The organism is Paenibacillus sp. JT22N12, from assembly GCF_056269365.1.
In genome coordinates, this window is record NZ_JBWDNU010000001.1 from 443157 (window position 1) to 457766 (window position 14610).

The 14610-nt window shown below is 50.9% G+C and carries 12 protein-coding genes; 1 reads left to right on the plus strand and 11 read right to left on the minus strand.

Annotated features, from left to right (window positions below):
• Positions 1 to 39 precede the first annotated feature (39 nt).
• The 10 genes from AC0YOA_RS01835 to AC0YOA_RS01880 form a co-directional block, all read right to left on the minus strand.
• Positions 40 to 1086, minus strand: a complete 1047-nt coding sequence (locus AC0YOA_RS01835) for an amidohydrolase family protein (RefSeq protein ID WP_475785149.1) — start codon at positions 1084 to 1086, stop codon at positions 40 to 42.
• Positions 1087 to 1111: 25 nt separating this feature from the next.
• Positions 1112 to 2206, minus strand: coding sequence for an amidohydrolase family protein (locus tag AC0YOA_RS01840; protein WP_475785150.1), 1095 nt, complete (start codon positions 2204 to 2206; stop codon positions 1112 to 1114).
• A gap of 35 nt (positions 2207 to 2241) precedes the next feature.
• The gene (locus AC0YOA_RS01845; protein ID WP_475785151.1) at positions 2242 to 3747 is read right to left on the minus strand and encodes an extracellular solute-binding protein; all 1506 of its coding nucleotides are present in this window, start codon (positions 3745 to 3747) and stop codon (positions 2242 to 2244) included.
• A gap of 54 nt (positions 3748 to 3801) precedes the next feature.
• Positions 3802 to 4680: a carbohydrate ABC transporter permease gene (locus tag AC0YOA_RS01850; RefSeq protein WP_210045420.1), complete on the minus strand. Its 879-nt coding sequence runs from the start codon at positions 4678 to 4680 to the stop codon at positions 3802 to 3804.
• A gap of 36 nt (positions 4681 to 4716) precedes the next feature.
• Positions 4717 to 5574, minus strand: a complete 858-nt coding sequence (locus AC0YOA_RS01855) for an ABC transporter permease (protein WP_210045458.1) — start codon at positions 5572 to 5574, stop codon at positions 4717 to 4719.
• Between the two features lie 476 nt (positions 5575 to 6050).
• Positions 6051 to 7058, minus strand: coding sequence for a Gfo/Idh/MocA family protein (locus tag AC0YOA_RS01860; RefSeq protein WP_475785152.1), 1008 nt, complete (start codon positions 7056 to 7058; stop codon positions 6051 to 6053).
• Positions 7055 to 8086, minus strand: a complete 1032-nt coding sequence (locus tag AC0YOA_RS01865; protein ID WP_475785153.1) for a Gfo/Idh/MocA family protein — start codon at positions 8084 to 8086, stop codon at positions 7055 to 7057. Before AC0YOA_RS01865 ends, AC0YOA_RS01860 begins: the two co-directional genes overlap by 4 nt.
• A gap of 56 nt (positions 8087 to 8142) precedes the next feature.
• Positions 8143 to 9000, minus strand: coding sequence for a carbohydrate ABC transporter permease (locus AC0YOA_RS01870; protein WP_475785154.1), 858 nt, complete (start codon positions 8998 to 9000; stop codon positions 8143 to 8145).
• A 14-nt stretch (positions 9001 to 9014) separates the two neighbouring features.
• Positions 9015 to 9959 carry a carbohydrate ABC transporter permease gene (locus tag AC0YOA_RS01875; RefSeq protein WP_475785782.1) on the minus strand — a complete coding sequence of 315 codons (945 nt, stop codon included), beginning with the start codon at positions 9957 to 9959 and terminating at the stop codon, positions 9015 to 9017.
• Between the two features lie 75 nt (positions 9960 to 10034).
• Complete coding sequence (locus tag AC0YOA_RS01880) at positions 10035 to 11309, minus strand: ABC transporter substrate-binding protein (RefSeq protein WP_475766439.1); 1275 nt, start codon at positions 11307 to 11309, stop codon at positions 10035 to 10037.
• Between the two features lie 793 nt (positions 11310 to 12102).
• Between AC0YOA_RS01880 and AC0YOA_RS01885 the strand changes: the two genes are divergently transcribed.
• The gene (locus AC0YOA_RS01885) at positions 12103 to 13317 is read left to right on the plus strand and encodes an ROK family transcriptional regulator (protein WP_475785155.1); all 1215 of its coding nucleotides are present in this window, start codon (positions 12103 to 12105) and stop codon (positions 13315 to 13317) included.
• A 188-nt stretch (positions 13318 to 13505) separates the two neighbouring features.
• Here AC0YOA_RS01885 and AC0YOA_RS01890 read toward each other — a convergent pair whose 3' ends face one another.
• Positions 13506 to 14570, minus strand: a complete 1065-nt coding sequence (locus AC0YOA_RS01890) for a Gfo/Idh/MocA family protein (RefSeq protein WP_475785156.1) — start codon at positions 14568 to 14570, stop codon at positions 13506 to 13508.
• Between the last annotated feature and the right edge of the window lie 40 nt (positions 14571 to 14610).

Here is a 14610-nt window from a genome sequence, read left to right on the forward strand (position 1 = left end):
TCATCCATATTCCTGCAAGCGCGTACACAACGAGTTGAATTACAACGAATACCATTGCCTTGCATTCTCGAACAGCATCTTCGATTCCCACTCGGCCGGCAAACGCGGCAGCGAGGCTTCAGGCGATACGAAGTCGCTTTCCGGGTAATCGGAGGAAAACATCAGCAGATTATGCGCATCCATCATGTCCAGCACCGCGAGCAAATCCTCGTCCTTTTCAGGCCGCTCCAATGGCTGTGTAGTGAATCGGACATGATCCCGCACATATTCCGACGGCGCCTTCATCACCCAGGGCACCTCCGAACGAAGCCCCTTCCACTCCTGATCCAGCCTCCACAGCAAAGCCGGCAGCCAAGTGACTCCTCCTTCGGCAATGACGATCTTTAGCTTCGGGAAGCGTTCGAAGATACCTTCCGTCAGCAGGCTGACCAGATGGGACTGTACCGCAAAGCTGAAACCCGTGTAATATTCCGTGTAATGCGCCGGATACCCGATCCATACGGGCTTGTTGACACCAATGGACTCTCCTCCGGGATGGATCGCCACCGGCAGTCCATTCCGCTCTGCCGCTTCAAAGATAGGGTGATACTGCCTTTGTCCGAACGGTGCCATCGCGCCGGTGTCCATCTGAATCTGAACGAAATGCGGATGATCCGCCCAACGGTCGATTTCCCTGGCCGCCGCCGCGGGGTCCCGGTGGTTGACGACAATGGAGCCTTTAAATACGCCGTCTGCATTGTACTCACCCAACCAGGTATCGGCCAGCCAGCTGTTGTATGCGGTTGCAACCGCGCTTGAGTAGTCCGGATCATGATCCGCCGTCAGATGCGCCTGTGTCATGATAATCGCCCGGTAGATGCCCATCCGGTCAATCAGCTGGCTCCTCAGAAAATCGGGATCGCTGCCCGCAGCGCCTCCCCCTGGGGGCATTTTATCGACAGGCGGGTTTGGGTTCTTGTAGTAAGTGTTTTTACGGATGCTGAAACGGTGCTTCCATGGCTGCTCCAGATACGCTTTGATTTCGTCAGCGCTGCGCGGACAGACATGGACGTCGCAATCGATCAATCTCGACGGGCTGCTGCTCATAGCTGGTTCTCCCTCCTTCGCTTGCCTACAAGCGATAAAGCTCACGGGCATTTTCATGATAAATGCGGCTCCGCAAAGGTTCAGGCAGCTTCGGGAACGCAAGCCGCGGGCTGTCGAAATCCCAATGCGGGTAATCGCTGGAGAACATCAGTATATGCTCGGCGTCCATGAGCTCCAGCATCTTCAGCAAATGGCGGTCCTGTTCGGGCCGTTCAATCGGCTGCGAGGTGAAGCGCACATGATCGCGTATATACTCGCTTGGTTTCCTGCTCAGCCAGGGAAGCTCCTTCTTGAAGCGCCCATACTGCGTATCGAGGCGCCAAAGCAAGGCCGGAAGCCAGGACACGCCGCCTTCCACCAGTACGACCTTCAGTTCCGGAAAACGTTCGAACACGCCCTCTACCAGCATACTGACAAGATGCGTCTGATAGGACAGAACATGCAAAGTGCTCCATTCGATATAATGCGTCGGATACCCCGATGAGGGTATGGAGGTGATGCCGGTTCCGTCTGCGCCCGCATGCATGGCAAACGGCAGACCCAGACGCTGGCACGCTTCATAGATAGGATCGAACTGCCGCTGCCCGTATGCGGCTGCCGATGCCGAATCGGTGACAACCTGCACGAAATGCGGGTGGCCCGCCCATCGATCGATTTCCCTCGCGGCTCCGGCCGGATCTTGAGTCGAAACACAGATCGATCCCTTAAACACATGATCATGATTGTAGGCATCAAGCCAGGTCTCGGCAATCCAGCCATTCCATGCCGCCGCAAGCGCAGTGGCGAATTCGGGATTCGGCTGCGGATTAGTGAACGGTCGCTGAATCAGAATCAAATGATCCATCCCATATTCGTCAACCAGCTGCTTCCGCAGAAAATCCGGGTCCGAGCCGATTGGCAGCCCGCTTGGCGGATTGGCATCCGTCCGGTTGACATAGGTGGGATGTCCATACAGATCCCGTCCGCTCATGGCAAAGCGATCCTGCCATCCGGGTGCAATATGCCTGCGGATTTGATCGGGATGCTGCGGTGAAACATGTACATCACAATCGATTATTCCCTGTTTCTTCGGAGAAACGGTCTCTGGTGCGGAAGGCTCATGAGCGGTCTGCTGATTCATACCGGTACGTCCCTTCTTCCTTCATTGATCAGCCTTTATTTGTTCTCTTTGGCGTATTCAGCGGCATATTCGTCAAGAATTTTTTGTCCGCCGCTCTTTAACCATTTATCCACTTCCTGCTTAAATCCTGCTTCATCCAGCTCGCCGAGAATAAATTTAATCTTCGCATCGTCGATAATTTTGGTTAACTGCGCTCCTTTTTCCGTCATGGTTTGCGAGATTAACGCAATTGCCGGGTCCTGCACGGATATGCTCGCCATATCGGCATAGGTCTCGTTCACCTTCGTATCCAGCGGGGAATTGCCCGTCAAATCGGCATTCTCGCTGTCGAGCCTGAGAAACTTGAGCGGCTCGACCTCTTTATTATACAGCACTTCATCAATGCTGACGTTCTTGCCGTTCTCAACCTTGTAATGGACGCCCTCGATGCCCCACTTCAGCAGCGTTACCACTTCCGGAGTCTGCATCTTTTCGAAGAAGGCAAGAATATCCCGCAGCTGCGCCTCCGTCTTCACACTTGTTTTGGAAAACATATATCTGGCGTTGTAGCCGAGCGCGGCGAGCAGTCGTTCTCCCTTGGGGCCCTGGATGCGGTAAGCGATGTCGATCTCCGCCTCCGGCGTATGGGTTCTGATATCGAGCTGGCGCTCGGCGGAGTTGAAGTTGGCCTCAAAATACATCCCTGCTATGCCCTTCCTGATCAGGTCGACCTTCTGCGCCGTTTGAGTCAGCACAAAATCCGTGTTCATCACTTTATCGTCATACATGCGTTTGAAGAATTTCAAGGCTTCCACATATTCCGGGGTCATAAAATCAGTCGTAAATTTGCCGCTCTCGTCCCTGTTGAACTTGTTGGGCGCTCCGTGCCAGGCAAGCACAATATTCAAACCGGCAAGCGAAGTATCTGTGGCAAACCCGATCGTGTCGTCCTTGCCATTCCCATCAGGATCACCCGTTTGAAACGCTTTGGCCATCTGATAGACATCCTCGATCGTCTTCGGCTCCGAGAGCCCCAGTTTCTTCATCCAGTCCTTGCGGTAAATTACCGTATCAACCCCAATGGGCTGCGGGCGTGGAAGCCCGTAATCCTTTCCGTCAATCTTCAAATTATGATAAGCCAGCGGATCGATTTTGCTCAGCAAGGGATAATCCTTCAACAGGGGTCCGATCTCCCAAAACATCCCGCTTCGCGCGCTGCTGACGATGGTTGCATTCATCGGCTGGCTGACGAACATCGCCATCGGCATATCCCCTGATGTGACGGACACATTCAGCTTCTCGGAATATGCGGAGCTTGGAATCCATGTGATATCCAGCTCAGTGTTGGTCAGCTCCTGCAGCTTCTTGAATACGGCTGCGTCGGGCTTGGGCGGTTCGGCCGCGTAATAGATGACCATCATGCTGATTTTCGTCGGGCCTTTCTCTCCGGCGGGCTGGTTCCCCTCCGCAGGCGCATTGCCGTTCCCGCTTGAACAGCCCGCAATCATCATCGTGACAGCCAGCATGAACAAACAAATACTTCTCATGAATTTTCGTGGCATACGAACAACCTCCCTAATTGATATGCGTAAAGATGATGCCGTCCGCAAGCAACGTCATCCTTTTACCGAGCCTAACATGACGCCTTTGGCAAAATGCTTCTGCAAAAACGGATACACGCACAAAATAGGAACTGTGGCTACGACAATGACAGCCGTCTTGACGGTATCCGGAAGCGTATACATGACATTGGTCGTCGCGACCGAATCCCCGATCCCTCCCTGAGAGAGAAGGACGATCTGCCTGAGCAGCACCTGTATCGGCCATTTGGACGAATCGTTGACATACAAAATCGCCTGAAAAAAGGAATTCCAATGCGCTACGGCATAGAAGAGAGAAAAGGTGGTCAGCGCCGGCATCGACAGCGGAATGACAATCCGGAATAAAATGCCGTAATCATGGCAGCCGTCTATTTTGGCCGACTCCTCCAGGCTCTCGGGGAGCTGCTGAAAGAAGTTCTTGAGCACGATCAGATTAAAGGCGCTGATGGCGGTAGGAATGATCAGTGACCAGTATGAATTCAGCAGCCCCAGCCATTTGACGATCAGGAAGGTCGGAACTATCCCGCCCCCGAACAGCATGGTGAAGGTCACAAGAAACAGGATGGTGCTGCGCAAGGGAAGGTCCTTGCGGGCAAGCGGGTAAGCCATAAGCGATGTCAATAGAATATTGACAAACGTGCCGACCACGGTAATCAGAATGGTATTGATCAGGCTGGTGAACACCGTATCGGTGGAAAATATATATCGGAAGGCGTCCAGTGAGAAATCAACCGGGAATAAGACGAATTTGCGGTCAATGATGGCATTCTCGTCCGAGAACGAAACCGCCAATACATGAATAAACGGAATGATTGTAATCAGGGAAATGAGAATCAACAGCGTCTGGTTCGCGGCATTAAACAGCCGGCTGCTCCAGTTCTTGTTTTCGATCAACTGCGGCGACCTCCTTTGGACAGACAGCGGGAAAGATTAATAAATGCCTTCTTCGCCAAACTTCTTGGCGGCATAGTTGGCGCCAATGACGAGAATCAAAGCAATCAACGATTTGAACAAGCCGACAGCCGTGCTGTAGCTGAACTGCCCTTGAACGATGCCGTACGTATAAACATAAGTATCAAAGACTTCTGCCACCTCCCGATTCATCGCATTCATCATCAGGAAGATTTGCTCGAAGCCGGAGTCCATGAAATTCCCAAGCCTCAGAATAAGCAGTATCACAATGGTGCTGCGTATGCAGGGCAAGGTGATATGCCATAGCTGGCGCATCCTGCCCGCCCCGTCGATCCTTGACGCCTCATAGAGCTGAGGGTCAACTCCGGCAAGAGCGGCCAGAAAGATAATCGTTCCCCACCCTGTTTCGCGCCAGATCACCTCCAATATAATTAAAGAACGAAACCAGTCGGAGCTGGCGAGAAAATTGATTTTGTTCCAGCCCATGGAGGCAATCAGCTCATTCACAATTCCCGCCTCAGGTGTCAATAAAATGTATACGATTCCAGAAATAACGACCCAGGACATGAAATGGGGAATGTAAATCAGACTTTGCACCCAGCGCTTGAGAATCTGATTCCTCAGCTCATTCAGCATCAAAGCAATCAGAATCGGCAGCGGGAAGAAGAAAAACAGATTATACAGGGCAAGCAAAATCGTATTGCGGAACAGCAGCATGAAATCGGGATCATTGAAGAAGTTGACAAAATGCTTGAATCCGACCCACTTACTGCCCGTCACGCCGAGGAATGCGATATAGTCCTGGAAGGCGATGACCATCCCCCACATCGGCAAATACTTGAAGATCAGAAAATAGATCAACCCCGGCAGAATCATGGTGTAAAGCCAAAAATACTTCTTAAAGGCAGCGAGCTTTCTTCCGGTAGTACGCTGCGGTCCCCCGCCGTAAACAGCTGCAGCTTGCGAGGATAAATTGGCGGCTTCGTTCTTCAATACGGGTCCCCCTTTCTAATGAACAGCTGGGCTTTGCTTGAAGGAAGAATTTGGTCCATCATAGTCAAAATGCCAAATTATCGTCAATAATCATCTGGTAACCTGTTTGGCAGGACTGGCTAAAAAAGCCGCTGGCGGCTCCTTGATTGGGCAAAAATATGTTTTTTCCTTCACATTGATCGAGTTGATGTGAAAATAAACGTACGACAAAAATCCCTGTATCCGAAAGATACAGGGACCATTTATTTTATTAAATTGTCATCTTGATCTCATGTCCCGTCGGCCCAGCAAGGAACGTAGTTATGCCAAGCCCAGCGGAAGCCTATGATCCCAGATACTTTATTTTTCATCCAGCTTTTTTATGAATGGTTTCCCGGTACAGCCCCATCGGCACCCAACGTGACGGTATCCTTCTGCTTCGCCGAAGCATAGGCTGCAAGCGCAACCTCAATGGCGCGCATCCCGTCAACGCCGGTCACGGAAGCCTGCTTGCGCCCTTCTCCGATTCCGGTTATGAAATCCTCGACAAGGCCTGTATCCATGTCGTCACCCCAGAATGCATGCTTAAAGCCGTTATTATCCGAGAATACGTTGATTTTCTGGTTCATTGCATCGAGGGAAAGCGTACCTGCCGTACCAACGATCTCCAGTGTGACATCCCCCCAGGTGGGGTAGCTTCGGTTGCGGTTCCAGCTGCAATCAAGCGTCGCAAATATGCCGTTATTGAAGGTCATAGTGATGATTCCGGTATCGTCAATCGGCGTATCGTATACGAGATTGTCAATTTCAGCATAGACCTCTGTGATCTCTGCACCGGTAAACCAGCGCATGATATCAACGACATGAACGGTATGATCGATAACGGCGCCGCCGCCGGACAAGGCAGGGTCGATGAACCAGCCGCCGGGATTCTGCCCTCGGTTGGTGCCCTTCATGGCAATAATGTCACCCAAGCTGCCGGAGTCGACAATCTCCTTGGCCCGCCGGACCGACGTGCTGAATCGGACCGGGAAGGCCGTCTGGAGCATGACGCCATTCTCCTCACAGACCGCAATCATCTCGCGGGCATCCGCAAGTGTGGTGGCAATCGGCTTCTCGCACATGACGTGAATACCGGCTGCAGCCGCCGACACCACATGCTCCTTGTGACGGATATTCTCCGAAGTTACGATAACGCCGTCCAGCCCCTGCTTCAGAAGCTGCTTGTAATCGGAATAATAGACAGTCCCGAACTCGGCCGCGTATTTCTCGCCGCGCTCCCTATTGTCATCTGCAATCCCCGCCAGATTGACACCCTCTATGCCTTTAAGGGCGTGTGCGTAGCTGTAGGCATGCATATGGGCGAAGCTGATAATCCCTATCTTCATCGTGAACCCTCCCCGTTCCGGATGTTGATTGCCGACTCAGCACCAAGCTTAACCGGTTTGCCTGATTTCATGGATTCGATAGCTGCAAGCGCGATTTCCATCGCCTTGAAGGCATCTTCGGCCGACACACGCGGCTCGTCGTTGTTCGCAATACAAGCCAGGAAATGCTTCAATTCTTTATAATAAGGACTTTCTTTGACAGGGCTTTCCGGCACGGCAACGCCAACGATGCCTTCCTTAGCCACGCGGCTTAAAGCGATAATTGGCTTATCCCTTGAGCTGTCATAGTCGATGACGCCTGTTTTGCCCGCCAGTTCGAACTTCATCGCGAAGCCGTCATGGGCCCAGGACCCCTCAACATGGGCGATTGTGCCGTTCTTAAACCGCAGCGTTACGAGCGAATAATCCAGCTTATCCGGCGCTGTGGGATAAAGGCCCTTCGCGTATACCCGCTCAACCTCGCCAAAATACCATCGCAGAATATCAAAATCATGAATGATCAAATCAAGCGTCAATCCTCCGCTGAAAGAGAAATCGTTATACCAGTTGTTCCAACCCGCAGGGAAGCCGCCGCCCCTGCTCGTCCGGGCTACGGCCACAGGACCGACGGTGCCTGCATCGAGCAATTCCTTGGCCCTTTCATATTCATGGAAAAAGCGCAGCACATGGCCGACGAACAGTCTGACGCCCTTGCCCTTGCAGTAGTCGATCATCTCTCGCGCAGACTCGAGCGTACCCGACAGCGGCTTCTCACAGATGACATCCTTGCCTGCATCCGCCGCTTTCATCACATATTCTTTATGGAGAAAAGTAGGCAGGCAAACGTCAATAACATCAACCTTGTCCAAGTGATTGAGCGCCTCTTCCAGTGAAGGGAATACCCTGGTACCGACACGTGCTGCAAGCTCCCCGCCTCTCTGCGGCCTTATTTCCACGATACCTGCAAGCGTTACGCCCTGCATCTGCGAGTAACAAATCGCATGGTTGCCGCCCATGGAGCCCGCCCCGATCAATAATATATGCATCATTGCCCTTGTCTCCTTTATGGTCAGATGAGACTGCTTTTCCAGCAGTAGATAGGATTTTATCCTTTAATACCGCTCATGGCAATCCCTTCAATAAAATAACGCTGGAAGAATATAAATATCAGGATAATGGGGATGGTTGCCATTACGGCCGCGGCCATCAGCAGCGGATAATCCGTTGAATGCTGTCCTTGAAACGTTGAGATTCCTATCGAGAGCACCCGCATTTCATCCTGACTGGTCATAATCAGCGGCCACTGCAGATCATTCCAGGAGTTCAGAATCGTGAAGATCGCCAGTGATACGAGTGCCGACGTTGACAGCGGCAGATAGACTCTGCTGTAAATACCGAAATAGCTGCAGCCGTCAATCTTCGCAGCTTCTTCCAGCTCGCGGGGAAGACCCATGAAGAACTGGCGCAGCAGGAAGGTACCGAAGGCACTGAAGATGCCTGGAATGATCAGCACGTAGAAGCTGTCCAGCCAGTTCAAATTGCGCATGATAACAAAGCTTGGAATCATGATAACCTGGGAAGGAATCATCAGAACCGACAGCATGATAACGAAAATGACGGATTTGCCCGGGAATCTCATGCAGGCGAACGCGTAGGCGGCCAGAGAGCACAATACGAGCTGGCCTGCGGTTCTCCCGGTCGTCATCAGAAAGGTATTGAGATAATAGCGGCCGAAGTTCACCTTATCCATGACGTTCGCGTAATTTTCGATATGCAATTTGACAGGGAACCATACCGGAGGAACCTGCATGGATTCCGCAAACGACTTGACTGAAGTGGAGATCATCCATAGAAAAGGGAGTATCATAAACACCGCACCGATGATTAGCACAATATGAACGGCCAAATGTCCGGAACGCCGGGGTTTGGCCTGGGATTGAACAGCCGCTTGGGCCTGAGCCATTTCGAACCCCTCCTTTATTGGTAATGAACCCATTTCTTCTGAAGATACATCTGGACAATGGTGAAAATCAGAATGACAAAAAACAGGATGAATGCTTCAGCAGATGCGTAACCCATGTTGAAAAACTTGAAGCCGTTCTCCCATATGCTATAAACAATTGTCCGCGTGGAATCAAGCATGGAATCGTTCTTTCCTACAAGAATAAAGATCAGATCGAATACCTGAAATGAGTTGATAAACGAAATGACCGTGACGAAGAACAGACTCGGTCCGAGCAGCGGGATGGTAATACGGAAGAATTGATACACCTTACTGGCTCCATCAAGAGAGGCCGCTTCGTAGTAAGAGGCGGAGATGCCCTGCAGGCCCGCAAGCAGAATAACGGCGCTGTATCCGATTCCGCTCCATACACTGATCATGATAATCGAGAATAATGCGATCTTATCATCGAACAGCCAGTTCGGCTGCGGAAGATGCAAGCTGCCGAGCACATAGTTAATCAGTCCGTACTCCGAGTTGTACAGCCATTTCCAGACCATGCCGACGGCAATCGGCATGGTGATGACAGGGATGAAATAAATCGTACGATAGGCGATCATGCCGCGGATCTGCGAATTCAGCAATGCGGCAAGAACAACCGCAAAGGCACAGGTAAGCGGTACAGTCCCGATCGTATACAGCAGCGTATTCAGCATTGCTCGCAGGAACACCTCATCATGCGCAAGCGCCGTGAAATTATCGATTCCGATAAACACCGGCGTCGACAATCCGTCCCACTGCGTGAAGGACAGATAGAGCGATACCAGAGAGGGCGCAATATAGAAGATGCCAAGTCCCAGCACAACCGGTGCAATGAATAAATACGCCCACATGGCTTCATGTAACGCCAGTCCGGAGAATCCGCGCTTCCGGCGCATGCCTTCCCGCCCGTGGCCCTTTGCCTGCGCGTCCAATTCCATCATGCAATCGCCACCCTTTCCGTTTGTGGTGAAACAGGTGAAAAGAGAGGTCCTTTCACCTGTCCGACAGCAGTATCATTGTTTCTTTTCTTCGGAGAGAATCTTGTCCATACCCTGACCGATGGCCTTCAACGCGTCTGCCATGGATTTCTTGCCGAGAAAAGCATCCTGGATTTCCTTGGTTTCAATTGCCTGCCACTCGGCTGTTTTTTCCGATACAGGATAAGGCACACCGAAGGCCAGGGAGTCGACGAATACCTTAAGGTCCAGGGAAGGAATTGACTTCAACCAGCCTTCTTCCGTTCCCTTGAGAGCGGGGATACTGAAGCCGGAATCGGCAAGATTCGTATTTCCTTCTTTACCGGTCAAGACTTTAATGAGATCCCATGCATCCGATTCATTCTTGGTGTTATTGTTGATGGTCCAGCTTAGACCGTGCACGATGGAAGCCTTTTGCTTGCCGGCGGGCAGTGCAGCAACCGCCAGCTTGTCGCCAAGCAGCTCGTAAAGCTCGGGACCATTAACGGACAGCCCCGGGTACATAGCCGCCTTGCCGGATCCGAAGAGCTGGATAGCCTCCGTCTCCAATTGCTGCTGTTGGTTCGGCGAGTAACCGTTCTTCATGAAGCTGTCCATCCATTCAAAAGCGGATAGGGCTTCGGGCGTATCAAAACCGGATTTGGTTTTGTCGGGATTCAGCACATAACCTCCTGCCTGGGAGATAAAGTTGTAGTAACCGTTCTGGCTGGAGGCAGGTGCGATAAAGCCGTAAATGCCGTTCGCTTTATCCGTCAGCTTCGGGGCGTTCTCGGTAATGGTGTCCCATGTCCAGGTTTCATCTGGATATTTGACTCCTGCTTTGTCGAAGATTTCTTTGTTGTAATAGAGGCCTACGGAATCCAGGAAGTAAGGAACGCCGTACAGATCGCCGCTGTACGTGTATAGATCTACCAGTGCAGGCGTGTAAACGGAAGTATCGAAACTATCTTTTTCGATCAAAGGCTTCAAGTCTTTAATAAGGCCCGCGGAGGCATAGGCATAGATGTTCGGACCATTCATCCAGAAGACATCGGGGCCGCCCTTGCCAGCCAGACTGGTTTTCAGCTTAGTCCAATAATCGGCAAATGGTGTATATGTCACTTTGACGTCGACATTAGGATGGTCTTTCTTATAGAGGGCGATAGTCTTGTCGATGAAGCCTTTGGCATTCTCATCCCACAGTGCAACGTTAAGCGTCTTTTTGCCATCGGTTCCACTGGAACTGCCGTTGGAACCGTTACCGCTGCAGGCAGCAAGAATAGAACCCGCCATCACAAGCATGACCAATAAAGAAATTGCTTTCTTACTCATCTGAATACCTCCTATAAAATAGAATTAAGGCAGCTGAAAGCTAATGAGAAAAAAAGTTGCCGGACCCGATGTATGCCGGATTTTCACCTCCTTAAAAAGGATGAAATCATATCTTTATCCTCCCATTGGATTAAGTGGGCGGGTGTAAACAAATAACGAGCAAATACTTCACTTCGATTGCGGAAGATTGTGATTGATCTTTATATAATTTCATTATTCGGAAAATTAAGAAAATAGAAAATTGCCGTCACATTATTCCAGCCGGGATTCTATCGGCGCATAATGAAGAGCTTAGCTGAATTATATGCCTTTCAGGAAATTCATGTCAATATATTTTACATAAATACCCTTATAAACTTTTGTTTTTAAGATATAGTTAACATATAATTGACATTGAAATCACCTGTTTCTATCCTGAAGCCCTGCCAGGTTTCGCAGGTGAATGTCATGTATATGGTCTGGACGGGAGCAAGCCATTGAATATTTTTCCTTTAATATGCTAATAGATAGAATACAAACGATAGAAAAAGGTAGAAGGATACGGGAGCTGTATGAAATAAGATAAGCGGATTATATTTTGAAGCGGCATAAAGTTAATCCATTCATTGGATTATGTATTCAAAAAAATAAAGCGCTTGCAAGATATTTTATAGGCAATTCCCTCTAATGTCAATATTTTGATTTCCATCCAGTTTCAATTTGTTATTGCCGATATTCTTCCCTATCGGCTACTATTGGCTGTAACACGAATGCAGCATTTTCACTATACATTCTTAATCCGGAGGTACTGCCATTGAAGAAAATTCGAACGGGCGATTTAAAACTAATTCAGGAATTGAATCGCTTTATTATCCTGAATATGATTCGGGAGCATGGCCCGATCTCGAGAAGCGAGATTGCCAAACGTAATAAGATCAGCCCTACTACCGTTGCTTCAGCAGTTCAGGAGCTGATCAAGGAAGGCTTCGTGAACGAAATTGGCGTCGGCGTGTCTAACGGGGGGAGAAAACCAATTCTTCTCACCTTCTCGCCGGACAATCATTTTATGATATGCGTATCGATCGCGAACTCGCAAATTGAGGTTGCCAAGATGAATCTGGCCTTCAAAATCATCGAAAAACAAACGATGCCAAGCCGGGAGCTTCAAGGTGACAAGGTGATCTTGGCAATGCATGAAATGATTGACCGTGTAATCGCAAAGATCCCCGATATGCAAAAATGCATTGGTCTTTCTGTCGTTACACCAGGCATTGTCGACAAGGGTGCTGGAGTTATTCATTATAATGCTAAACTGAATCTGATGAACGTTCATCTTAAAGCCTCACTGGAGGAACGTTACGGACTCAAGGTCTGGGTGGAGAATGACACAAATGCCACCGTGCTCGCGGAGAAAAAAACAGGAAAATATGGCGGAGCCCGTGACCTGTTGTATATAACCATCGGTGATGGAGTCGGTGCGGGTATTATTCTTAATGATACTTTGCTTAGCGGAGCGCGCGGTGGCGCCGGGGAATTTGGTCATACCAGCGTGGACCGGAGCGGAATCCGATGCGAATGCGGCAATGTCGGCTGCCTTGAGAATTACGTGAGCTGGCCCGCTGTATACTGGAGGATCGTGACGTCGATATCAAGAGGGAGGGCAACGTCAATGATGGAGATGGCAGGCGGCGACCGCAATGCCATTACACCTGTCATCTTCAATCAGGCGCTTGATGCCGGGGATGCTCTGGCATCCGATATCGCAGACGAAATCACGGGTTATTTGGGTGCAGGTATCGTTAATCTAGTTAACCTGCTCAACCCCGAGGTAATCATTACCGGCGGCGAGCTGATCGATAATTCCGGCGTCCTGTTCGAAAAGCTCAAGGCCTATGTATCCAAGCACGCGCTTTATGCACTTTCGGACAAGCTTCAAATCTGCACCTCTTCCCTCGGCCAGGAAGCCAAGCTGATTGCTGCTGCCTCCGTTCTTCTGCAGGATGTGTTTCATTTTTCACTCGCTGAGTAAACAAGGAAGATTGCCAAAGGTGGTTCAGCAGACTTCCTTGTTTGCAGACAATGATATTCTATCCCAGGCTGCCACGGCAGCCTGTTTCCCGATTAAGAATCCTGAATCCTAATTGTTTATAACGCCAGGCCGCTATATGCAAAAATTTGGTCGTGAGCTCCCGCAGTCGATACAGATCCAGAGGGCTCTCACAGCAACCTTCCGTCCCGGCCGCCGCCTGTTCCTGAATAAGGGATTCCCGCTTCCCAATCGCGGGCGCCAGCCGGAACTTCAAAGTCATCGACGGGGAACGTGACCCGGCATCCGGTCCGGGCGGACAGATATGCCCCTTCGACGATTTCCAGCGCGGCAAGCGAGCTGTCCGCCAAGGTGTAATCGGACTTGCCTGCAGCGATCAAATCCGCCATATTCTCCAGATGAAGCTGATGTCCCGTTACCGGAAACTCATGGGGCTCAATCAGCTCCCCGGCAGGATGTTCCTGGTTGAGCAGCCAATAGCCGTTTTCCCAGCCCCAGAATTCGATCAGTCCATGCGTACCGACAAGCCGGAACAATGTTTCTTTGCCTTCACGGGCCACGAGCACATCATCGCCTGTGTTCATAACAACGCGGATGCCGCTGCGCGTCTGCGCATAAGTAATTGCAGCTGTCTCCACCTGCATGCCGTCCCGGTAAGTGCGGGTGGAGGTGTCGCATTGGCCCATCACCCAGTCCAGCGGCTCGTTGCCAGTCAGCTTGACGAAGAAATTGAGCCAATGTATTCCAGCATTGATAATATCCCATTTGGCATTCTGGATTTCCACCAGCTTGAGGGCACCGATCTCCCCTTTCTGCACCCGCTCGATAATCGCAACTGGCGTCGCCTTCGCCAGCAGTCCATGCGGCACCGCGACAGGAAGTCTCCGGGACTTGATCGCCTCGAGAATCCGGCGGCCCGAAGCCGCCGTGTGGCCGAGCGGCTTTTCAACCAGAATCCCTCTTAACGGCAGCATGGCCAGCGCATCCATCGCAACCTCTTCATGCGAGGGCGGAAATGTGCTGACACAGACGATATCCGTCTTGCAGGCTTCGAACATCTCTTTGTGATTCGTGAATGTAAGAATCCCCGGATACTTCTCCTTCAACCGCTCGCAGACATCCGGCCTCAGATCGGCCGCCGCCTTGAGCTCGAAGCTGTCCGACAATTCCAGCGCCTTCATACTCAGCTGTCCGCCCTGCCCCCCTCCGACAACGGCTGCAGTTAATTTATTCATGTTTGTCCTGCTCCTTCCCAATTACCAGATTGGTATCATC